Annotated in this window: 16 protein-coding genes and 4 pseudogenes; 13 read left to right on the top strand and 7 right to left on the bottom strand. The window is 51.1% G+C overall.

The genetic code is table 11. From position 1 onward, the window contains the following. Positions 1-12 precede the first annotated feature (12 nt). Together folX and yfcG are read right to left on the bottom strand one after the other, a co-directional pair. Positions 13-375 carry a dihydroneopterin triphosphate 2'-epimerase gene (gene folX, locus CRI63_RS16165; protein ID WP_130207240.1) on the bottom strand — a complete coding sequence of 121 codons (363 nt, stop codon included), beginning with the start codon at positions 373-375 and terminating at the stop codon, positions 13-15. A 56-nt stretch (positions 376-431) separates the two neighbouring features. Next, positions 432-1,079, bottom strand: coding sequence for a GSH-dependent disulfide bond oxidoreductase (yfcG, locus tag CRI63_RS16170; RefSeq protein WP_135520098.1), 648 nt, complete (start codon positions 1,077-1,079; stop codon positions 432-434). Positions 1,080-1,213: 134 nt separating this feature from the next. Between yfcG and yfcF the strand changes: the two genes are divergently transcribed. The 3 genes from yfcF to yfcD are packed head-to-tail and all read left to right on the top strand — an operon-like array spanning position 1,214 to position 3,066. Continuing rightward, positions 1,214-1,858 (top strand): glutathione transferase, encoded by a 645-nt coding sequence (gene yfcF / locus CRI63_RS16175; protein WP_130216958.1) that lies wholly within the window; start codon positions 1,214-1,216, stop codon positions 1,856-1,858. Between the two features lie 55 nt (positions 1,859-1,913). After that, positions 1,914-2,465, top strand: a complete 552-nt coding sequence (gene yfcE, locus CRI63_RS16180) for a phosphodiesterase (protein ID WP_135520100.1) — start codon at positions 1,914-1,916, stop codon at positions 2,463-2,465. A 58-nt stretch (positions 2,466-2,523) separates the two neighbouring features. Further along, on the top strand, positions 2,524-3,066 hold the full coding sequence (gene yfcD, locus CRI63_RS16185; RefSeq protein WP_130207234.1) for an NUDIX hydrolase YfcD: 543 nt from the start codon (positions 2,524-2,526) through the stop codon (positions 3,064-3,066). A gap of 204 nt (positions 3,067-3,270) precedes the next feature. On the opposite strand, the gene yfcC is transcribed toward yfcD, so the two are convergent. From yfcC to ackA, 3 genes are all read right to left on the bottom strand, one after another. Beyond that, positions 3,271-4,791, bottom strand: a complete 1,521-nt coding sequence (gene yfcC / locus CRI63_RS16190) for a putative basic amino acid antiporter YfcC (RefSeq protein ID WP_135520102.1) — start codon at positions 4,789-4,791, stop codon at positions 3,271-3,273. 190 nt (positions 4,792-4,981) lie between these two features. Beyond that, positions 4,982-7,126 carry a phosphate acetyltransferase gene (gene pta, locus CRI63_RS16195; RefSeq protein WP_135520103.1) on the bottom strand — a complete coding sequence of 715 codons (2,145 nt, stop codon included), beginning with the start codon at positions 7,124-7,126 and terminating at the stop codon, positions 4,982-4,984. A gap of 73 nt (positions 7,127-7,199) precedes the next feature. Continuing rightward, positions 7,200-8,402: an acetate kinase gene (gene ackA / locus CRI63_RS16200; RefSeq protein ID WP_130207228.1), complete on the bottom strand. Its 1,203-nt coding sequence runs from the start codon at positions 8,400-8,402 to the stop codon at positions 7,200-7,202. A 340-nt stretch (positions 8,403-8,742) separates the two neighbouring features. Here ackA and yfbV point away from each other — a divergent pair, with 340 nt between their 5' ends. The 4 genes and pseudogenes from yfbV (at position 8,743) to CRI63_RS16225 (ending at position 12,358) form a co-directional block, all read left to right on the top strand. Continuing rightward, positions 8,743-9,198: a terminus macrodomain insulation protein YfbV gene (yfbV, locus tag CRI63_RS16210; protein ID WP_000106627.1), complete on the top strand. Its 456-nt coding sequence runs from the start codon at positions 8,743-8,745 to the stop codon at positions 9,196-9,198. An 84-nt stretch (positions 9,199-9,282) separates the two neighbouring features. After that, complete coding sequence (locus CRI63_RS16215) at positions 9,283-9,777, top strand: YfbU family protein (protein WP_064526599.1); 495 nt, start codon at positions 9,283-9,285, stop codon at positions 9,775-9,777. 10 nt (positions 9,778-9,787) lie between these two features. Continuing rightward, positions 9,788-10,438: a hexitol phosphatase HxpA gene (gene hxpA, locus CRI63_RS16220; protein ID WP_135520105.1), complete on the top strand. Its 651-nt coding sequence runs from the start codon at positions 9,788-9,790 to the stop codon at positions 10,436-10,438. 86 nt (positions 10,439-10,524) lie between these two features. After that, positions 10,525-12,358: pseudogene (locus tag CRI63_RS16225) on the top strand (SLC13 family permease). Between the two features lie 60 nt (positions 12,359-12,418). On the opposite strand, the gene yfbR reads toward CRI63_RS16225, so the two are convergent. Then, positions 12,419-13,018 (bottom strand): 5'-deoxynucleotidase, encoded by a 600-nt coding sequence (gene yfbR / locus CRI63_RS16230; protein ID WP_135489025.1) that lies wholly within the window; start codon positions 13,016-13,018, stop codon positions 12,419-12,421. Between the two features lie 83 nt (positions 13,019-13,101). Beyond that, positions 13,102-14,320: pseudogene (gene alaA, locus CRI63_RS16235) on the bottom strand (alanine transaminase AlaA). A gap of 924 nt (positions 14,321-15,244) precedes the next feature. On the opposite strand from alaA, the gene lrhA reads away from it, so the two are divergent. The 6 genes and pseudogenes from lrhA to nuoF all read left to right on the top strand — a co-directional run bounded on the left by lrhA (position 15,245) and on the right by nuoF (position 21,657). Further along, positions 15,245-16,183 carry a transcriptional regulator LrhA gene (gene lrhA / locus CRI63_RS16240; RefSeq protein WP_130257461.1) on the top strand — a complete coding sequence of 313 codons (939 nt, stop codon included), beginning with the start codon at positions 15,245-15,247 and terminating at the stop codon, positions 16,181-16,183. A gap of 620 nt (positions 16,184-16,803) precedes the next feature. Further along, positions 16,804-17,247 (top strand): annotated as a pseudogene (gene nuoA, locus CRI63_RS16245) (NADH-quinone oxidoreductase subunit NuoA). 15 nt (positions 17,248-17,262) lie between these two features. Beyond that, complete coding sequence (nuoB, locus tag CRI63_RS16250; protein WP_000386733.1) at positions 17,263-17,925, top strand: NADH-quinone oxidoreductase subunit NuoB; 663 nt, start codon at positions 17,263-17,265, stop codon at positions 17,923-17,925. 93 nt (positions 17,926-18,018) lie between these two features. Next, the gene (gene nuoC / locus CRI63_RS16255; protein WP_000247878.1) at positions 18,019-19,821 is read left to right on the top strand and encodes an NADH-quinone oxidoreductase subunit C/D; all 1,803 of its coding nucleotides are present in this window, start codon (positions 18,019-18,021) and stop codon (positions 19,819-19,821) included. 2 nt (positions 19,822-19,823) lie between these two features. Continuing rightward, positions 19,824-20,324 (top strand): NADH-quinone oxidoreductase subunit NuoE, encoded by a 501-nt coding sequence (nuoE, locus tag CRI63_RS16260; RefSeq protein WP_000545046.1) that lies wholly within the window; start codon positions 19,824-19,826, stop codon positions 20,322-20,324. Then, positions 20,321-21,657, top strand: a pseudogene (gene nuoF, locus CRI63_RS16265) (NADH-quinone oxidoreductase subunit NuoF). The gene nuoE and the pseudogene nuoF overlap by 4 nt, the downstream one beginning before the upstream one ends. The last annotated feature ends 25 nt before the right edge of the window (positions 21,658-21,682 follow it).

Below are 21,682 nucleotides of genomic sequence, written 5' to 3' on the forward strand. Positions count from 1 at the left end.
CCGATATGGCGGTTAACGCTGCCAGCTCAAGGTCATTGATACCGAATCGGCGTAGCGCAGCGCGTGCAGTTTATCGATCTCCACTTCAGCATAGGTTACCCAGTGATGTTCACGTGCGATATCGAGCACATCCTGAGTTAATTTTTCCAGCAAAGAGAAACGGTTATTCTCTACGTGTTGAATGATGTTTTTGGTGACGGTGCGATAGTTCAGCGCGTCATTAATATCTTCACTGGTACGCGCTTTATCGGCGGGGTAGTGGATCGTGACATTGATAACGATATCCTGACGGTTGTTAATCTCTTCGTCCTTAATTCCGATAAATGTACGTAAACGAAGGTTCTTTATACGAATAATAGCGGCAGGTTGTGACATTGCAGGTTCCCTGTTGTTTTACTTAGACAGGAATAATACACGAGAACCTTTCTCAGTTAACTATCTGAGATCTCATCATTCAATTGAGCCTTTAATAGTGATTGCCCGGTGGCAGGGCGCGAACGGATCCGCTCATGCCAGTTCTTCGCTGCCGGGTACATAGCAAGGTCAATCCGCTGACGAGCATATGCATTTACCCACGGCCAACAGGCAATATCCGCAATGCTGTAATCTTCGCCGCCAAGCCAGGGGGCGTTTTCCAGGCGCTTATTGAGTACGTGATACAGACGCTGGGTTTCAACCTGATAACGTTCAATAGCGTAAGGAATAGTCTGTGGCGCAGCATGATTAAAATGATGATTCTGTCCGAGCATTGGCCCCAGGCCGCCAACCTGCCAGAATAACCATTGTAAGGTGGTGGCGCGCTCACGCGGGTCGTGACTTAAAAATAGTCCCGTTTTTTCTGCCAGATACAACAAAATTGCACCTGACTCAAAGAGGTTTAACGGTCCGCCGCCATCAGTCGGTGAATGATCAACAATTGCCGGAATCTTATTGTTCGGCGATATGCGCAAAAACTCCGGGCGAAACTGACTGCCTTTCCCCAGGTCAACCTTGATTAAACGATAATCCAGTCCCGCCTCTTCGAGAAACAACGTAATTTTGTGACCATTCGGTGTTGGGGCGAAATAGAGATCGATCATTGCAGCTCCGGTTATCTAATAATCTGAACACATCAAGTATAGAAAGCGCAGCGACTTGTGTAAGTTTTCATCAAGTAACCGTGACAAAAAGGCTCTATAGTTTGAGAGCAAGCCCCTTTATCGCCGAGGATATAATGAGTAAACCCGCTATCACGCTTTGGTCAGATGCCCATTTTTTCTCACCCTATGTGTTATCCGCCTGGGTGGCGTTGCAGGAGAAAGGACTACCTTTTCATATAAAGACTATCGACCTTGACAGCGGTGAACATTTACAGCCGACGTGGCAAGGTTACGGGCAGACACGCCGCGTGCCTTTGTTACAGATTGATGATTTTGAGTTGAGTGAATCCTCTGCCATAGCGGAATATCTGGAAGACCGTTTTGCGCCGCCGACCTGGGAACGCATTTATCCATTAGATCTGCAAAACCGGGCGCGTGCACGGCAGATTCAGGCATGGCTGCGAAGCGACCTGATGCCTCTGCGTGAAGAGCGTTCGACGGATGTCGTTTTTGCTGGCGTAAAAAAAGCACCGCTAACGGCGGAGGGAAAAGCCAGCGCGCAGAAACTGTTCGCAATGGCAGAACATTTACTGACGCATAACCAGCCTAATTTGTTTGGCGAGTGGTGCATTGCCGACACTGATTTAGCGCTAATGATTAATCGTCTGGTGCTGCACGGCGATGAGGTGCCGGAGCGTCTGGTGGATTATGCGGCATTCCAGTGGCAGCGGGCTTCAGTTCAGCGTTTTATTGCACTTTCAGCAAAGCAATCTGGCTGATAGCAGCGACAGAATCCAGTATCATAGCTTACGTTTTTTCGACGAGGAGTGAGTGATGAAACTGATGTTTGCATCGGACATTCATGGGTCGTTACCGGCGACGGAACGTGTACTGGAGTTGTTTGCCCAAAGCGGCGCGCAGTGGCTGGTGATTCTTGGCGACGTGCTGAATCACGGCCCACGCAATGCTTTACCGGAGGGCTATGCACCGGCAAAGGTGGCGGAACGGTTGAATGAAGTGGCGCATAAAGTCATCGCTGTACGTGGCAACTGCGACAGTGAAGTGGACCAAATGCTGCTGCATTTCCCAATGACCGCGCCATGGCAACAGGTGTTGCTGGAAAAACAGCGCCTGTTTCTGACACATGGGCATCTGTTTGGCCCGGATAATCTGCCGGCGTTAAACCAGAACGACGTGCTGGTGTATGGTCATACCCATCTGCCGGTGGCGGAGCCGCGGGGGGAGATTTTCCACTTCAACCCCGGTTCGGTTAGCATTCCGAAAGGCGGCAATCTGGCGAGCTACGGCATGCTCGAAGATGACGTACTAAGCGTAATCGCACTCAATGATCAAAGTATCATTGCGCAGGTCGCGATTAATCCGTAATTTACCCAACAACTCAAAATGCGCCGTAAGAGCGCCAGAAAAAGAAGGTTTCCTGATAATGGAACAGCGTCGTTTGGCAAGTACTGAATGGGTGGATATTGTCAATGAAGATAACGAAGTCATTGCACAAGCCAGCCGGGAACAAATGCGGGCACAGTGTCTGCGTCATCGTGCAACTTACATCGTCGTGCATGATGGTATGGGCAAAATTCTGGTCCAGCGTCGTACCGAGACAAAAGACTTTTTACCCGGCATGTTAGATGCTACTGCTGGTGGTGTGGTCCAGGCTGATGAACAACTGCTGGAATCCGCACGTCGCGAAGCGGAAGAAGAGTTGGGCATTGCTGGTGTCCCCTTTGCCGAGCACGGACAGTTCTATTTTGAAGACAAAAATTGCCGTGTCTGGGGCGCGTTGTTCAGCTGTGTTTCTCACGGTCCCTTCGCCCTTCAGGAAGATGAAGTCAGCGAGGTCTGCTGGCTGACGCCAGAAGAAATCACCGCGCGTTGCGATGAGTTCACTCCAGACTCGCTAAAAGCTTTGGCGTTGTGGATGAAGCGCAATGCCAACAATGAAGCCGTAGAGACTGAAACGGCAGAATGAAAAAAGAGCCGCAGTTGCGGCTCTCAGGTTGTAGACAAAGTGCGCTTTGTTTATGCCGGATGCGGCGTAAATGCCTTATCCGGCCTACAAAATATTGCAAATTCAATATATTGCATGGGCCATGTAGGCATGATAAGCGTAGCGCATCAGGCAATTTTTCCGTTGTCATCAATCTAAGAGCCGCAATCGCGGCTCTTAACGTTTTTAATGGTAGCCCATCAACTGGGCGCCTATCACCACCACGCTGGACATAATAAACAGCAGTCCAAGCAGTGTTGCCCCCACTTTGATCCAGTTACGGAAGTCCACCCGGCAAACACCGAGCGTGGCCATTAATGAAGCCGAGGTCGGGTAAATGATATGACTGAAGCCATCGCCAAACTGGAAGGCCAGCACGGTAACCTGACGGTTAACGCCGACCAGATCGCCAAGCGGTGCCAGTAACGGCATGGTTAACGCGGCCTGGCCAGAACCGGATGTCACGAAGAAATTAAATACCGCCTGGAAGAGCAGCATAAACCACGCCGCGACCGCGTTATCAAGGCCGCTAATGGCATTGGCAATGCTGTTGAGGATGGTATTCAGTACGCTGGCATCACCGGCTTCGCCGTTACCTACCAGCAGCAAAATCCCTTTGGCGAAACCAACCAGCAGGGCGGGGGCTATCATCATTCGCGCGCCTTCGGTAAATGATGAAGCCATGGTGTTTACCGTCATACCATTCAGACGGAAGACAACGCCGATGATGCCAATTACCAGACCCATAGCGAAGAACTGGCTGGCAATTTCAGGAATAAACCAGGCATTGACGATAACGCCCCAAATCACCCAGATCATGACGGCGGTTAAAACAATTAATACCAGCCAGTCACCAAAGGTAAATGGGCGCTGTTCGACATCCGCCTGTTTTTCGCGGAAGAAACGATCGGACTCATGAACGCGTGACAACAGAGGATTCTTTTTCACCCGTGAGGCGTACACCATGGTGAAGACCAGGCCAATCAGAGTAGAGATTACCCATACCACGATGCGCAAACCGGAGCCAGAAAGCACCGGAACACCAGCGATCCCCTGGGCGACGACCACGCAGAACGGGTTCATCCACGAGCTGGCAAAACCGATTTGCGTAGCGATATAGGTTACCAGGACGGTGGTGATACTGTCATAACCCAGCCGTACCATGAGTGGCGCGATGATGATGGCAAAGGCGACTGCCTCTTCCCCCATGCCAAATACCGCACCACCGAGTGAAAAGAGAATAAATAACGTCGGAATGAAAAGAATTTCATTCCCTCGTGTGTGGCGGATAAGCGCCAGGATGCCGTTATCAATAGTTCCTGTACGCATCACGATGCCAAACGCGCCGCCAATCACCAGCATAAACATGATGATGCCAACGGCGGTCCCATATTTCGAGCCAGAGGTTAGCCCTTCAAACGGGAAGTTCATCAGGCCGGGACGTTCATCGCCCGTCGAGAACAGTTGCACGCGGTGATACTCTGGTTCGCCCGCCTCGTTGGTCAGAATGCGAAATGAGTGAGGGTCTACAACCTTGCGTGTTTTTGTCTGACCATCAACCTGATATTGCACTTCCTGACTGTCAAACATTCCCACCGGAACAACCCAGGTGGCGAGACTGGTTAAAATAGCAACAAAAAAGATAATCACCAGAGTATCGGGCATTGCCCATCTTCTGGTTGGTTTGGATTCAGTGATTGCTGACATAGCGCAAATTTTCCCTTGCACAAGACAAAGTGGTAAGTATGCAAAGTGAGATGACGCAATTCATTGATGCAGCGCAGTTAAGCAAGATAATCAGAAAGGAGTAATGCAAATTAAGAGAATAAAAAACCGGAAATAGTGGCTATTTCCGGTTCTGATATCCGCAGCAGTAAGGCTGCGGATTATGACGAGATTACTGCTGCTGTGCAGACTGAATCGCAGTCAGCGCGATGGTGTAGACGATATCGTCAACCAGTGCGCCACGGGACAGGTCGTTAACCGGCTTGCGCATACCCTGCAGCATCGGCCCGATGGAGATCAGGTCGGCAGAACGCTGTACCGCTTTGTAGGTGGTGTTACCGGTATTCAGATCCGGGAAGATGAACACGGTAGCGCGACCTGCAACCGGAGAGTTCGGCGCTTTAGATTTCGCAACGTCAGCCATTACCGCAGCGTCGTACTGCAGCGGGCCGTCGATCATCAGGTCAGGACGTTTTTCCTGCGCCAGACGAGTTGCTTCGCGAACTTTCTCTACGTCGCTACCTGCACCAGAAGTACCGGTGGAGTAGGAGAGCATAGCCACACGCGGTTCGATACCGAAGGCTGCGGCGGAATCCGCGGACTGGATGGCGATTTCAGCCAGCTGTTCTGCGGTCGGATCCGGGTTGATCGCACAGTCACCGTAAACGTAAACCTGTTCCGGCAGCAGCATGAAGAACACGGAAGATACCAGAGAGCTACCCGGTGCAGTTTTGATCAGCTGCAGCGGCGGACGGATGGTGTTTGCGGTGGTGTGAACAGCACCGGAAACCAGACCATCAACTTCATCCTGTTCCAGCATCAGGGTACCGAGAACCACGTTGTCTTCCAGCTGTTCGCGGGCAACGGTTTCGGTCATGCCTTTGTTCTTACGCAGTTCGACCAGACGAGCAACATATTTTTCGCGAACCACTTCTGGATCAACGATTTCAATGCCTGCGCCCAGTTCTACGCCTTGAGACGCTGCAACTCGGTTGATCTCTGCCGGGTTACCCAACAGTACGCAAGTTGCGATACCACGTTCAGCACAGATGGCGGCTGCTTTAACGGTACGCGGTTCGTCGCCTTCCGGCAGAACGATACGTTTGCCCGCTTTGCGCGCCAGTTCGGTCAGCTGATAACGGAACGCAGGCGGAGACAGACGACGGCTGCGCTCGGAAGTGGCAGTCAGAGAGTCAATCCAGTCAGCGTTGATGTAGTTAGCAACGTATTCCTGAACTTTATCGATGCGCTCGTGATCGTCAACCGGAACTTCCAAGTTGAAGCTCTGCAGGCTCAGAGAAGTCTGCCAGGTGTTGGTGTTTACCATGAATACCGGCAGGCCGGTAGCGAAAGCGCGTTCGCACAGTTTAGAAATGCGCGCGTCCATTTCGTAGCCGCCAGTCAGCAGCAGGGCGCCGATTTCTACGCCGTTCATGGCAGCAAGGCAAGCGGCAACCAGTACGTCAGGACGGTCTGCGGAAGTTACCAGCAGAGAACCTGCACGGAAGTGCTCCAGCATGTGTGGAATGCTGCGTGCGCAGAAAGTGACAGATTTCACGCGGCGAGTGTTGATGTCGCCTTCGTTGATGATGGTGGCGTTCAGGTGGCGTGCCATATCGATAGCACGAGTCGCGATCAGATCAAAGCTCCACGGCACAGCGCCGAGAACCGGCAGCGGGCTGGATTCTTGCAGCTTCGCCGGATCAACATTGTTGATTTTTGCTTTGGAAGAGTCGTCGAAAATCTCGGACAGATCCGGGCGAGTACGACCCTGTTCATCAACCGGTGCGTTCAGTTTGTTAACGATAACGCCAGTGATGTTGGTGTTTTTGGCACCACCGAAGCTGTTGCGAGTCAGTTCGATACGTTCTTTCAGCTGTTCCGGGGTGTCGGTGCCCTGAGACATAACGAAGACGATTTCCGCGTTCAGCGTTTTGGCGATTTCGTAGTTCAGAGACTGGGCAAACTGGTGTTTACGTGTCGGTACCAGACCTTCAACCAGAACCACTTCAGCGTCTTTGGTGTTAGCGTGGTAGTTCGCGACGATCTCTTCCATCAGCACATCTTTTTTATTGCTGGAAAGCAGACCTTCAACGTAGCTCATTTTCAGCGGTTCGGCGGCTGTCGTGGTGGAAGAGCTCGCACGCACGATAGTCGTTGTCTGATCGGGCGCATCGCCACCGGTACGCGGCTGAGCAATAGGTTTGAAAACGCTCAGACGAACGCCTTTGCGTTCCATTGCACGGATCACGCCGAGGCTGACGCTGGTCAGACCGACGCTGGTTCCGGTAGGGATCAGCATAATAATACGGGACACGGTTTATCCTCTTTCGTTACCGCCGGTTGGCGGGTTACAAAACAGCACCGCCAGCTGGGCTGGCGGTGTGAAATCAGGCAGTCAGGCGGCTCGCGTCTTGCGCGATGACCAGTTCTTCGTTGGTTGGGATAACCACCGCAGGACGGGTACCTTCTTTGTTGATGAAACCAGATTTGCCGAAACGTGCAGCCAGGTTGCGTTCGCGATCAACTTCAAAGCCCAGCACGCCCAGTTTGCCCAGTGACAGTTCACGAACCATCGCAGCGTTTTCACCGATACCACCGGTGAATACAACAGCGTCCAGACGACCATCCATCAGCGCGGTGTATGCACCGATGTATTTCGCCAGGCGGTGGCAGTAAACGTCCATTGCGCGCTTCGCGTCTTCTTTCGTCGCGTAGTTATCTTCAACATAGCGGCAGTCGCTGGTCACTTCGGTCAGACCCAGCAGGCCAGACTCTTTGGTCAGCAGTTTGTTGATGGCATCAACGCTCATGCCGAGGGTGTCGTGCAGGTGGAAAATGATCGCCGGATCGATGTCACCAGAACGAGTACCCATTACCAGGCCTTCCAGCGGAGTCAGACCCATAGAGGTATCAACGCATTTGCCGTTACGGATAGCAGAAACGGAACCACCGTTGCCCAGGTGGCAGGTGATGATGTTCAGTTCTTCTACCGGTTTGTTCAGCATTTTTGCCGCTTCCTGAGTTACATAGAAGTGGCTGGTGCCGTGCGCGCCGTAACGACGGATGCCGTGCTCTTTGTACAGGTTGTACGGCAGGGCGTAGAGGTAAGACTCTTCCGGCATAGTCTGGTGGAACGCCGTGTCAAATACAGCAACGTTTTTATCTTTCAACTGCGGGAAAGATTTCAGTGCTTCTTCGATACCGATCAGGTGAGCCGGGTTGTGCAGCGGTGCAAAAGAAGCTGCATCTTTGATACCCTGAATAACAGACTCGTCGATCACTACGGAGCTGGTATACTTCTCACCGCCGTGTACGATACGGTGACCGATAGCGGTCAGCTGCGCAGACAGTTCTGGTTTTTGTGCCAGAATAGTATTAACGATAAAGTTGAGCGCTTCGCTGTGAGCGGCGCCTGCACCTAAAGCCGCTTCTTGTTTATTGCCGTCCATTTTCCATTTGATACGTGCTTCGGGCAGGTGGAAACATTCGGCTAAACCAGAAAGGTACTCTTCACCATTCGCTGCATCGATGATTGCAAATTTCAGTGAAGAACTACCGCAGTTCAGAACCAGTACTAACTTACTCGACATGGAAGTACCTATAATTGATACGTGGCTAAAAAAAACGTCAGGGAGCCATAGAGCGTAGCGCATGATGACACCGACATTTATGATTAACATCATGCACTGCAAATTTTTTTTTGCATGATGGAAGAAATATCTTGAGTCTATGCCATTTTGCGTAATTTTCAGCCAATGGCATAATGTTTATGAATTTGACGACTCAATGAATATGTACTACTCGGCCATTTCAGGCTGCTAAAGGATACCTGATTGTGGGTACGGAAGACAAAATGTTTTGAACGTTGTCCCGCTGAGTTGTGAATTTGCACAAATTTTTGAATCTTTATATGTGAAGTTGAGGTGAAGCATGTCAACGCCGGATAATCGTTCTGTTAATTTTTTTAGCTTGTTTCGCCGGGGACAGCATTACTCAAAGACGTGGCCGCTGGAAAAACGCCTTGCCCCGGTCTTTGTTGAGAATCGCGTCATTAAGATGACGCGTTATGCGATCCGCTTTATGCCGCCGATCGCCGTGTTTACTCTCTGCTGGCAGATTGCGCTGGGCGGTCAGCTTGGTCCGGCAGTCGCCACTGCGTTGTTCGCCCTAAGCTTACCCATGCAGGGACTGTGGTGGCTGGGCAAGCGTTCTGTAACGCCATTACCACCTGCAATCCTCAACTGGTTTTATGAAGTTCGCGGTAAATTGCAGGAGTCTGGACAGGTGCTGGCACCTGTTGAAGGCAAGCCTGATTACCAGGCATTAGCTGACACGCTTAAGCGCGCCTTCAAACAACTGGATAAAACTTTCCTTGATGATTTGTAATTGACCCCTGATTACGCATATAAAAGAAGGCAGACATCGGCCTTCTTTTTTTTTCACCGTAGTAGAGTGATACAGGAGTCAACAATGGAAATGACCAACGCGCAACGTCTTATTTTGTCTAACCAGTACAAAATGATGACTATGCTCGATCCGGCAAATGCTGAACGTTACCGTCGCCTGCAAACAATCATTGAGCGTGGTTATGGTTTACAAATGCGCGAACTGGATCGCGAGTTTGGCGAGCTGAAAGAAGAAACCTGCCGCACTATCATCGACATTATGGAGATGTATCACGCGCTGCATGTTTCCTGGTCTAATTTACAGGACCAGCAATCCATCGATGAACGTCGTGTCACCTTCCTCGGCTTTGACGCCGCCACCGAAGCGCGTTATCTCGGATATGTCCGCTTTATGGTTAACGTTGAAGGGCGTTACACCCATTTTGATGCCGGAACTCACGGCTTTAATGCCCAGACGCCAATGTGGGAGAAATATCTGCGCATGTTGAATGTCTGGCATGCCTGCCCGCGTCAGTATCACCTGAGCGCTAACGAAATTAACCAAATCATCAACGCCTGAGGAGGCCCGCGTGCGGTGTAAAGGTTTTCTGTTTGATCTGGATGGAACGCTGGTGGATTCTCTGCCCGCGGTAGAGCGAGCGTGGAGCAACTGGGCCAGACGTCATGGGCTAGCACCGGAAGATGTGCTGGCGTTTATTCATGGTAAACAGGCGATTACGTCTCTGCGCCATTTCATGATGGGCAAATCGGAGACGGAAATTGCCGCCGAGTTTACCCGTCTGGAACAAATCGAGGCCACGGAAACCGAAGGTATTACCGCACTCCCAGGGGCGATAGCTTTACTCAATCATTTGAATAAAGCGGGGATTCCGTGGGCCATTGTCACTTCTGGTTCCATGCCTGTTGCGCGAGCACGTCACAAAGTCGCCGGACTTCCCGCGCCGGAAGTGTTTGTTACCGCAGAGCGGGTTAAACGTGGAAAACCAGAGCCGGATGCATATCTGTTAGGTGCACAACTGTTGGGCCTTGCACCGCAGGAATGTGTGGTGGTGGAGGATGCTCCCGCTGGCGTGCTTTCAGGCCTGGCCGCGGGATGTCATGTCATTGCGGTTAACTCACCGGCTGTTACCCCGCGTCTGAATGAGGTAGATTTGGTCCTCCATAGTCTGGAACAAATTACTGTGATCAAACAGCCAAATGGTGACGTTATTATTGCGTGAAACGCCAGATCATGATTTAGCCCCGTCCCGACGGGGCTTTTTTGTGGCAGAATCAGGCCATCCCCCTCAATTAACAAGGATACGTTGTGAACGGTGAATTGATCTGGGTTCTTTCATTACTGGCGGTTGCCATCGTCTTGTTTGCGACTGGCAGAGTGCGTATGGATGCGGTCGCTTTGTTTGTCATTGTTGCGTTTGCATTAAGCGGTACGCTGACCGTCCCTGAAGTGTTTTCCGGTTTTTCCGATCCTAACGTGGTACTGATCGCCGCCTTGTTTATTATTGGCGATGGTTTAGTCCGCACGGGCGTCGCCACTGTAATGGGGACATGGCTGGTTAAAGTGGCAGGCAACAGTGAAATCAAAATGTTGGTTTTGTTGATGTTGACCGTTGCGGGCCTTGGCGCGTTTATGAGTTCAACGGGCGTCGTCGCTATCTTTATCCCTGTGGTGTTAAGCGTCGCTATGCGCATGCAAACGTCGCCGTCGCGCCTGATGATGCCGTTGAGTTTTGCCGGGCTGATCAGCGGCATGATGACGCTGGTGGCAACGCCACCTAACCTGGTGATTAACAGTGAATTGCTGCGTGAAGGCTATCATGGTTTTAGTTTCTTTAGCGTAACCCCCATCGGCCTGGTCGTACTGGTGCTGGGCATCTTGTATATGTTAGTGATGCGTTTCATGCTGAAAGGGGATACCCAGACCCCGCAGCGCGAAGGCTGGACGCGTCGTACCTTCCGCGATCTTATCCGTGAATACCGACTTACCGGGCGCGCGCGTCGCCTGGCCATTCGTCCCGGTTCGCCGATGATTGGCCAGCGACTGGACGATCTCAAATTACGTGAACGTTATGGCGCTAACGTCATCGGTGTTGAACGCTGGCGGCGTTTTTCGTCGCGTTATTGTGAACGTGAACGGGGTTTCTGAATTCCGGGCGCGTGACGTTTTGCTTATTGATATGTCTGCGGCTGATGTCGATCTCCGACAATTTTGTAGTGAACAATTGCTGGAACCGATGGTGCTGCGCGGCGAGTATTTTTCCGATCAAGCCCTTGATGTTGGCATGGCGGAGATTTCATTAATTCCTGAGTCTGAGTTGATTGGTAAATCGGTGCGCGAAATTGGCTTTCGTACGCGCTACGGACTAAATGTGGTGGGCCTGAAACGCAACGGCGTGGCGCTGGAAGGTTCGCTGGCGGATGAGCCTCTGCTGCTGGGCGATATCATTCTGGTCGTCGGTAACTGGAAGCTTATCGGTATGCTGGCAAAACAGGGCCGCGACTTCGTGGCGCTGAACTTACCGGAAGAGGTGAGTGAAGCATCGCCTGCGCACAGTCAGGCACCCCATGCCATTTTCTGTCTGGTGTTGATGGTGGCGTTAATGCTGACTGATGAAATCCCTAATCCCATCGCGGCTATCATTGCCTGCTTGCTGATGGGGAAATTCCGCTGTATCGATGCTGAAAGCGCCTATAAATCTATTCACTGGCCGAGCATTATTTTGATCGTTGGGATGATGCCGTTCGCGGTGGCGCTACAGAAAACAGGCGGTGTCGCGCTGGCGGTGAAAGGGTTAATGGACATCGGCGGCGGTTACGGGCCACATATGATGCTTGGCTGTTTGTTTGTCTTGTCGGCGGTGATTGGTTTGTTTATTTCGAATACGGCAACGGCTGTGTTGATGGCGCCGATTGCGCTGGCCGCGGCTAAAACAATGGGTGTCTCGCCGTATCCATTTGCTATGGTGGTGGCGATGGCAGCATCCGCCGCCTTTATGACACCAGTTTCCTCACCGGTTAACACGTTGGTTTTAGGGCCGGGAAATTACAGCTTTAGTGATTTTGTGAAGCTGGGAGTACCGTTCACCGCTATTGTGATGGCGGTTTGCGTGGTGATGATTCCGATGCTGTTTCCGTTTTAACGAGAGCCTGATGCGACGCTGGCGCGTCTTATCAGGCTGCGTCGGCTGGTATCTGTCTGCTTACAGTGGCGAATCCTGGCTAATCTCATCGAGCGAAAGATGGAAGCTGGGAACAAAGACTTCAATGAAGTAGTCCATCTCCTGGCTGCGGCGCGTTTCAAGCGTCGCTTCCAGCCGCGTTTTTGCCAGCAAAAATTCATTATTTCCGGCTGCGAGCTCTTCCAGACATTTCAGATAGGCACAAAGTGCATCAGCCTGTTTCACCAGCGACTTTTCTTCATCGCTATACGCATTTTCATCGATTAATGGCGCGAAAATATCCCGCAACTCATCCGGAACCATATCGACCAGCTTTTGTTGGGCAATTTTTTCAATGGCTTTGTATTCCTGAGCGATTTGCGAGTTGAAATATTTCACTGGGGTAGGGAGATCGCCTGTGAGCACTTCAGAGGCATCGTGGTACATCGCCAGCAGAGCGATGCGTTCAGCGTTGACATTTCCGCCAAACTTACGGTTTTTAATGGCTGCCAGCGCATGGGCGACCATCGCCACCTGCAAACTGTGCTCAGACACATTTTCTGTCCGTACATTGCGCATTAACGGCCAGCGGTTAATGAGTTTCAGACGGGAGAGATGGGCAAAAAAATGGCTCTGCTTCATAACGACCTTGCGTGTGATGACTTCATGAGATCATTGTGGGGGGATAACACTGCCGGATGCAATCTCCGGCAGTGAATTTAAGATTACAGCTGATGATAGCCAGAAAGGAAACGAGCGAATTTACTTAATGACAGTTCGATATCATCAACGCGCGGCAGCGTAACTATGCGGAAGTGATCCGGCCACGGCCAGTTAAAAGCCGTCCCTTGAACCAGCAGAACTTTTTCCTGTAACAGGAAGTCCAGCACCATCTTCTGGTCGTCGTGAATATTAAAAACGTTTGGCGTCGATTTTTGGGAACATGTACAGCGCGCCGCGTGGCTTCACGCAGGAAACGCCCGGAATGTCGTTAATCAATTCCCATGCGCGATTACGCTGCTCGTAAAGACGCCCGCCTGGTAAGATAAATTCGCTGATACTCTGATAGCCGCCCAATGCGGTCTGAATCGCGTGTTGTGCGGGAACGTTGGCGCAAAGTCGCATTGAGGCCAGCATCTCCAGACCTTCAATGTAGCCTTTGGCGTGTTTTTTCGGCCCGTTCAGCACCATCCAGCCCTGACGGAAGCCTGCCACACGATACGTTTTCGACAGACCGTTAAAGGTAATGGTCAGCAGGTCAGGCGCCATCGCCGCAATCGAGTGATGCTCGGCGTCGTCGTAGAGAATTTTGTCGTAAATTTCATCGGCGAAGATAATGAGATTATGCTGACGCGCAATCTCCACAATTTCCATTAAAAGCTCTTTGGAATAAACCGCGCCGGTAGGGTTGTTCGGGTTGATAATAACGATACCGCGCGTACGAGGCGTAATTTTAGCGCGAATATCATCAAGGTCCGGGAACCAGTCAGAGGACTCGTCACAAAGGTAGTGCACTGCTTTACCGCTGGAGAGCGAAACCGCCGCGGTCCATAGTGGGTAATCAGGTGCAGGAACCAACATTTCATCCCCGCTGTTCAGCAAGGCCTGCATTGCCTGAACGATAAGCTCCGATACACCATTGCCGATGTAAATGTCTTCCACGGTAACATCACGCATGCCTCGCGCCTGATAGTGCTGCATGATGGCCTTACGCGCAGAGTAGAGGCCTTTTGAATCACAATAGCCCTGAGCGGTCGGGAGGTTGCGTATCACGTCAACCAGGATCTCATCAGGAGCGTCAAAACCGAACGGGGCAGGGTTGCCGATGTTCAGTTTCAATACCTTGTTACCTTCTTCTTCCAGGCGTTTTGCTTCTTTCAGCACCGGACCACGGATGTCATAACAGACATTCTCTAACTTGCTGGATTTTTCAATGGGTGACATGAATCTTGACCTTTTTTGCTGTTATCGCCACTTCCTGCCGTGGAAGTCAGCTTAGAACAATGTACTCCCCCGAGGCGGTGTTTTGAAGTTCTGCAGAACAAGATTTTGCGAGAGTAAAAGGAGGGAATGTGCTGTTAATAACTTAATAATCGTTAAATATTGAGATGCATATGCTTAATGATTTGTGTTTTGTAGTGATTTATTCTAAGTATTAATCTAATGCATAGTTTTTTGTCTGGTAGATAAATGTGCGAATTTCCTTTGATTTAAGAAATCGCGAACATAACATATTCATGATATTTTCATTATAAGTGAAACATTAACAGAGTAGTGATCGCCGAAGTGTCGTATAGGTGATGACGTGCGAAACTATTGTTAAGCGGAATTAATGAATGCAGGGTGTGCTAATTAATTATTATTTAATATTCAAAAAGGTTTTGTTGTGCTTATTAATAATAGAAGATTACTTTGCCTAACATAACATAACTTTGCATCAGATAATTCGCAATGGCCCTTATAAATAAATGGGTTTTAGGGTAAAATGCTCGCTTAAATGACGGAACCCCCACTTTTGATGCAGACAAATCATCGCCGCTTATGCGTGTTCACGCTGGGTTGGCGCCGCTTTGCTAGTAGTGGAACAAGGAACAACATTTACATTTACACAAACACTCGCATGTCATAAATAGAAAAGAGTGAGTAACTTAATAGATATGCGATTCCTGAAGATATATTCTGTGAACTACTTCAGGCATTATAACGGAACAATGTGAGTCGTTCTTATTAGTGCAACTCATATGCATTTTAACTTTCATCCAGACTTCCGGATGAAACTGCCAGGGAGGCACATTACAAATGGAATTGCTTGTTTGTGTGTGCACAGCATTAACCAGCTCAGTATGAGCCGCCAGTAAGTGATAATATATGATAAGTGCAAATCGTCCGATAATTAACCTCGACCTCGATCTGCTGAGAACATTTGTTGCTGTTGCCGATCTGAACACTTTTGCTGCCGCAGCTGCCGCCGTGTGTCGTACTCAGTCCGCTGTTAGTCAGCAAATGCAACGTCTTGAACAACTCGTTGGGAAAGAACTGTTCGCTCGGCATGGTCGTAACAAACTGTTAACTGAACATGGCATTCAGCTTCTTGGCTATGCCAGGAAGATCCTGCGTTTTAATGATGAAGCTTGCTCATCATTGATGTTCAGTAATCTTCAGGGCGTGTTAACAATCGGCGCTTCAGATGAATCTGCTGATACGATCTTACCTTTCCTGCTTAATCGCGTGAGTTCGGTTTATCCGAAACTTGCGCTGGATGTCCGCGTTAAGCGTAATGCCTATATGGCAGATATGCTGAAGTCCCAGGAAGTGGATTTAATGGTTACCACAAATCGTCCTGGTACCTTTAAGGCGTTGAACCTGAGAACTTCTCCAACGCACTGGTATTGCGCTGCGGAATATGTATTGCAAAAAGGCGAGCCGATCCCTCTGGTGTTGCTGGATGATCCTAGTCCGTTCCGCGATATGGTTCTGGCAACACTCAATAAAGCAGATATTCCATGGCGTCTGGCTTATGTCGCCTCCACGTTGCCGGCGGTTCGTGCTGCCGTGAAAGCGGGATTGGGTGTAACGGCCAGGCCGGTTGAGATGATGAGTCCGGACCTGCGCGTCTTGAGTGCTGTGGACGGTTTACCACCACTGCCAGATACCGAATATTTGCTCTGCTATGATCCGTCCAGCGGTAATGAACTGGCCCAGGTGATATACCAGGCAATGGAGAGTTATCAGAATCCATGGCAGTTCAGCGCGACAGGAGCCCATGAAGGGGATGATTCTCTGTTAATTGAAGGCGATTACGAATAATTGTCTGGTACCAGATAACCACATTTGTAAAAACAAGCCACTGATGTTTTTTTGAACGTCAGTGGCTTTTTTTTACAATAAATGATAACGACTTTTCCTGATATTGAACAAAAATGTTCATTTTTCAACCGCCCGCCATTCTCTATACACGCGAACAAAAAATCGCCGGATAAAAATCTCCTGCTACAATGATGTTAAAAAATACGTGAATTTGTTGCTGTATTTTTGTTATGGATTAACAAAAGCGTGTCACAGATCAAGAAAATACTCTCTTTTAGGGGGAGGAATCGACACAAATTCCTGTCAAAATAGGCCCGTATTTTTTCCATTGCTTCACAACGGACACGATTCAACAACATCTAATTTTCCTGGAGTCGTCAATGATCTGGGATGAAGAGCATTAAATGCAAGGGTTGTTGGTATTATGTAAATTAATGTGAAGAAACTTTTGTTAAAGTTGACAAAAGGTTATAGAAAGGGGTAAAAGACCACATCAATTCACTGTATAAAGTTGTTACTACAGTAGTTGTAAGGTTTTTTTTATTCCTCCCCATGAATCGATGTGGCGTCCATCTGCCGTGAAGAGCAGTGAATCTGGCGCTACTTTTGATGAGTAAGCAATGAGTATGTCAACATCCACTGAAGTCATCGCTCATCACTGGGCATTCGCTATCTTTCTTATCGTTGCCATTGGCCTGTGTTGCCTGATGCTGGTAGGCGGTTGGTTTTTAGGCGGTCGCGCACGCGCGAGGTCGAAAAAACGTGCCGTTTGAATCCGGTATCGACTCGGTCGCTCCGCCCGCTTACGCCTGTCCGCCAAGTTTTATCTGGTGGCCATGTTCTTCGTTATCTTCGACGTTGAAGCGCTGTATCTGTTCGCATGGTCAACCTCTATCCGCGAAAGCGGCTGGGTAGGCTTTGTGGAAGCTGCAATTTTTATTTTTGTGTTACTGGCAGGTCTGGTTTATCTGGTGCGTATTGGCGCGCTGGACTGGACGCCCGCGCGTTCACGCCGCGAGCGTATGAACCCGGAAACGAACAGTATCGCTAATCGTCAACGCTAACCGCGAGGCATTAAGATGGATTATACGCTCACCCGCATAGATCCCAACGGTGAGAACGACCGTTACCCCCTGCAAAAGCAGGAGATCGTAACCGACCCTCTGGAGCAAGAAGTTAACAAAAACGTGTTTATGGGCAAGCTCAATGACATGGTTAACTGGGGTCGTAAAAACTCAATTTGGCCGTATAACTTCGGTCTTTCCTGCTGTTACGTTGAGATGGTGACTTCGTTTACCGCGGTGCATGACGTGGCGCGTTTTGGCGCAGAAGTATTGCGTGCTTCGCCGCGTCAGGCTGACCTGATGGTGGTTGCAGGAACCTGCTTTACCAAAATGGCACCGGTTATTCAGCGTCTGTATGACCAGATGCTGGAACCAAAATGGGTTATCTCAATGGGTGCCTGTGCCAACTCCGGCGGCATGTACGATATTTATTCCGTTGTGCAGGGCGTCGATAAATTCATCCCGGTTGATGTGTATATCCCGGGCTGCCCGCCGCGTCCTGAAGCGTACATGCAGGCACTGATGCTGTTGCAGGAATCTATCGGCAAAGAACGTCGTCCGCTCTCCTGGGTGGTTGGCGATCAGGGCGTTTATCGCGCCAATATGCAATCAGAGCGCGAACGCAAGCGCGGTGAACGCATTGCCGTAACCAACCTGCGTACACCTGACGAGATTTAATTTGCGCCTGTCGGCAAAGGGATTTTTCTTCGCTTATTCCTAAATCTATTTCGCGAAGCTTACTGCGCCGACAGTCACCACGGACCATTTGCAATGGTGAACAATATGACCGACTTAACCGCGCAAGAACCCGCCTGGCAGACCCGCGATCATCTTGATGATCCGGTGATTGGCGAACTGCGCAACCGTTTTGGGCCGGATGCCTTTACTGTTCAGGCGACTCGCACCGGGGTTCCCGTTGTGTGGATCAAGCGTGAACAATTACTGGAAGTGGGCGATTTCTTAAAGAAACTGCCGAAACCTTACGTCATGCTGTTTGACTTACACGGCATGGACGAACGTCTGCGCACACACCGCGAAGGGTTACCTGCCGCGGATTTTTCCGTTTTCTACCATCTGATTTCTATCGATCGTAACCGCGACATCATGCTGAAGGTGGCGCTGGCAGAAAACGACCTGCACGTACCGACCTTCACCAAACTGTTCCCGAACGCTAACTGGTATGAGCGTGAAACCTGGGATCTGTTTGGCATTACTTTCGACGGTCACCCGAACCTGCGCCGCATCATGATGCCGCAAACCTGGAAAGGTCACCCGCTGCGTAAAGATTACCCGGCGCGCGCTACCGAATTCTCGCCGTTTGAGCTGACCAAAGCCAAACAGGATCTGGAGATGGAAGCCCTGACCTTCAAACCGGAAGAGTGGGGGATGAAGCGCGGCACCGAAAACGAGGACTTCATGTTCCTCAACCTCGGCCCGAACCACCCGTCGGCGCACGGGGCTTTCCGTATCGTTTTACAACTCGACGGCGAAGAGATTGTCGACTGCGTACCAGACATCGGCTACCACCACCGTGGTGCAGAGAAAATGGGCGAGCGCCAGTCCTGGCACAGCTACATTCCGTATACCGACCGTATCGAATACCTCGGCGGCTGCGTTAACGAAATGCCTTACGTGCTGGCGGTAGAGAAACTGGCCGGGATCACCGTGCCGGATCGCGTTAACGTCATTCGCGTAATGCTCTCCGAACTGTTCCGCATCAACAGTCACCTGCTGTATATCTCGACCTTTATTCAGGACGTCGGCGCAATGACGCCCGTGTTCTTTGCCTTTACCGATCGTCAGAAAATTTACGATCTGGTGGAAGCAATCACGGGTTTCCGTATGCACCCGGCGTGGTTCCGTATTGGCGGCGTAGCGCACGACCTGCCGCGCGGCTGGGATCGCCTGCTGCGGGAGTTCCTCGACTGGATGCCGAAACGTCTGGCGTCTTACGAGAAAGCGGCGCTGCAAAATACCATTCTGAAAGGTCGTTCCCAGGGCGTTGCCGCCTATGGCGCGAAAGAGGCGCTGGAGTGGGGCACCACTGGCGCGGGCCTGCGTGCTACCGGGATCGACTTCGACGTGCGTAAGGCGCGTCCTTATTCTGGCTATGAAAACTTCGACTTTGAAATCCCGGTTGGTGGTGGTGTTTCTGACTGCTACACCCGCGTAATGCTGAAAGTGGAAGAGCTGCGCCAGAGTCTGCGCATTCTTGAGCAGTGCCTCAACAACATGCCGGAAGGCCCGTTCAAAGCGGATCACCCGCTGACTACGCCGCCGCCGAAAGAGCGCACGCTGCAACATATCGAAACCCTGATCACCCACTTCCTGCAAGTGTCGTGGGGGCCGGTGATGCCTGCCAATGAATCTTTCCAGATGATTGAGGCGACCAAAGGGATCAACAGTTACTACCTGACCAGCGACGGTAGCACCATGAGTTATCGCACTCGTATCCGCACGCCGAGTTATGCGCATTTGCAGCAAATTCCGGCGGCGATCCGCGGCAGCCTGGTGTCTGACCTGATTGTTTATCTGGGCAGTATCGATTTTGTTATGTCAGATGTGGACCGCTAATTATGCACGAGAATCAACAACCACAAACCGAGGCTTTTGAGCTGAGTGCGGCAGAGCGTGAAGCGATTGAGCACGAGATGCACCACTACGAAGACCCGCGTGCGGCGTCCATTGAAGCGCTGAAAATCGTTCAGAAGCAGCGTGGCTGGGTGCCGGATGGCGCGATCCACGCGATCGCCGATGTGCTGGGTATTCCGGCGAGCGACGTCGAAGGTGTGGCAACGTTCTACAGCCAGATCTTCCGTCAGCCAGTAGGCCGCCATGTGATCCGTTATTGCGACAGCGTGGTCTGTCATATCAACGGTTACCAGGGTATTCAGGCGGAGCTCGAGAAAAAGCTGAACATCAAACCAGGGCAAACGACATTTGATGGCCGCTTTACGCTGCTGCCAACTTGCTGCCTGGGGAACTGTGATAAAGGGCCAAACATGATGATCGATGAGGACACTCACGCGCATCTGACCCCGGAAGCGATCCCTGAACTGCTGGAGCGGTATAAATGAAAAACATTATCCGTACTCCCGAAACGCATCCGCTGACCTGGCGTCTGCGCGATGACAAACAGCCAGTGTGGCTGGATGAATACCGCAGCAAAAACGGTTACGAAGGCGCGCGTAAGGCGCTGACTGGGCTTTCTCCGGACGAAATCGTTAATCAGGTCAAAGACGCTGGTCTGAAAGGGCGCGGCGGCGCGGGCTTCTCGACTGGCCTGAAATGGAGCCTGATGCCGAAAGACGAATCCATGAACATCCGTTACCTGCTGTGTAACGCCGATGAAATGGAGCCGGGCACCTATAAAGACCGCCTGCTGATGGAGCAACTGCCGCACCTGCTGGTGGAAGGTATGCTCATCTCCGCGTTTGCGCTGAAAGCTTACCGTGCTACATCTTCCTGCGTGGCGAATATATTGAAGCGGCAGTGAATCTGCGCCGTGCCATTGCTGAAGCCACCGAAGCAGGTCTGCTTGGCAAAAATATTATGGGAACAGGTTTTGACTTCGAACTGTTCGTCCATACCGGGGCAGGGCGCTACATCTGCGGGGAAGAAACAGCGTTAATCAACTCCCTGGAAGGACGTCGCGCTAACCCGCGCTCGAAGCCACCCTTCCCGGCAACCTCCGGTGCATGGGGCAAACCGACCTGTGTCAACAACGTCGAAACCCTGTGTAACGTTCCGGCGATCCTCGCTAACGGCGTGGAGTGGTATCAGAACATCTCGAAAAGTAAAGATGCTGGCACCAAGCTGATGGGCTTCTCCGGTCGGGTGAAAAATCCGGGCCTGTGGGAACTGCCGTTTGGTACTACCGCGCGCGAGATCCTCGAAGATTACGCCGGTGGTATGCGTGACGGTCTGAAATTCAAAGCCTGGCAGCCTGGCGGCGCGGGGACTGACTTCCTGACCGAAGCGCACCTTGACCTGCCGATGGAATTCGAGAGTATCGGTAAAGCGGGCAGCCGTCTGGGTACAGCACTGGCGATGGCGGTTGACCATGAGATCAACATGGTGTCGCTGGTGCGTAACCTGGAAGAGTTTTTCGCCCGAGAGTCCTGCGGCTGGTGTACGCCGTGCCGCGACGGTCTGCCGTGGAGCGTGAAAATTCTGCGTGCGCTGGAGCGTGGCGAAGGTCAGCCGGGCGATATCGAAACACTTGAGCAACTGTGTCGATTCTTAGGCCCGGGTAAAACTTTCTGTGCCCACGCACCTGGTGCAGTGGAGCCGTTACAGAGCGCCATCAAATATTTCCGCGAAGAATTTGAGGCGGGAATCAAACAGCCATTCAGCAATACCCATTTGATTAATGGGATTCAGCCGAACCTGCTGAAAGAGCGCTGGTAACCGAATTTCGATTAACGCTCGGTCC

The organism is Escherichia sp. E2661 (genome assembly GCF_004745185.1).
Classification (GTDB): domain Bacteria; phylum Pseudomonadota; class Gammaproteobacteria; order Enterobacterales; family Enterobacteriaceae; genus Escherichia.

Bases quoted from the DNA above. Each gene is read 5' to 3' on its own strand.
- folX (WP_130207240.1), bottom strand. From the start codon at position 375: ATGTCACAACCTGCCGCTATTATTCGTATAAAGAACCTTCGTTTACGT.
- yfcG (WP_135520098.1), bottom strand. From the start codon at position 1,079: ATGATCGATCTCTATTTCGCCCCAACACCGAATGGTCACAAAATTACG.
- yfcF (WP_130216958.1), top strand. From the start codon at position 1,214: ATGAGTAAACCCGCTATCACGCTTTGGTCAGATGCCCATTTTTTCTCA.
- yfcE (WP_135520100.1), top strand. From the start codon at position 1,914: ATGAAACTGATGTTTGCATCGGACATTCATGGGTCGTTACCGGCGACG.
- yfcD (WP_130207234.1), top strand. From the start codon at position 2,524: ATGGAACAGCGTCGTTTGGCAAGTACTGAATGGGTGGATATTGTCAAT.
- yfcC (WP_135520102.1), bottom strand. From the start codon at position 4,791: ATGTCAGCAATCACTGAATCCAAACCAACCAGAAGATGGGCAATGCCC.
- ackA (WP_130207228.1), bottom strand. From the start codon at position 8,402: ATGTCGAGTAAGTTAGTACTGGTTCTGAACTGCGGTAGTTCTTCACTG.
- yfbV (WP_000106627.1), top strand. From the start codon at position 8,743: ATGTCAACGCCGGATAATCGTTCTGTTAATTTTTTTAGCTTGTTTCGC.
- CRI63_RS16215 (WP_064526599.1), top strand. From the start codon at position 9,283: ATGGAAATGACCAACGCGCAACGTCTTATTTTGTCTAACCAGTACAAA.
- yfbR (WP_135489025.1), bottom strand. From the start codon at position 13,018: ATGAAGCAGAGCCATTTTTTTGCCCATCTCTCCCGTCTGAAACTCATT.
- lrhA (WP_130257461.1), top strand. From the start codon at position 15,245: ATGATAAGTGCAAATCGTCCGATAATTAACCTCGACCTCGATCTGCTG.
- nuoB (WP_000386733.1), top strand. From the start codon at position 17,263: ATGGATTATACGCTCACCCGCATAGATCCCAACGGTGAGAACGACCGT.
- nuoC (WP_000247878.1), top strand. From the start codon at position 18,019: ATGGTGAACAATATGACCGACTTAACCGCGCAAGAACCCGCCTGGCAG.
- nuoE (WP_000545046.1), top strand. From the start codon at position 19,824: ATGCACGAGAATCAACAACCACAAACCGAGGCTTTTGAGCTGAGTGCG.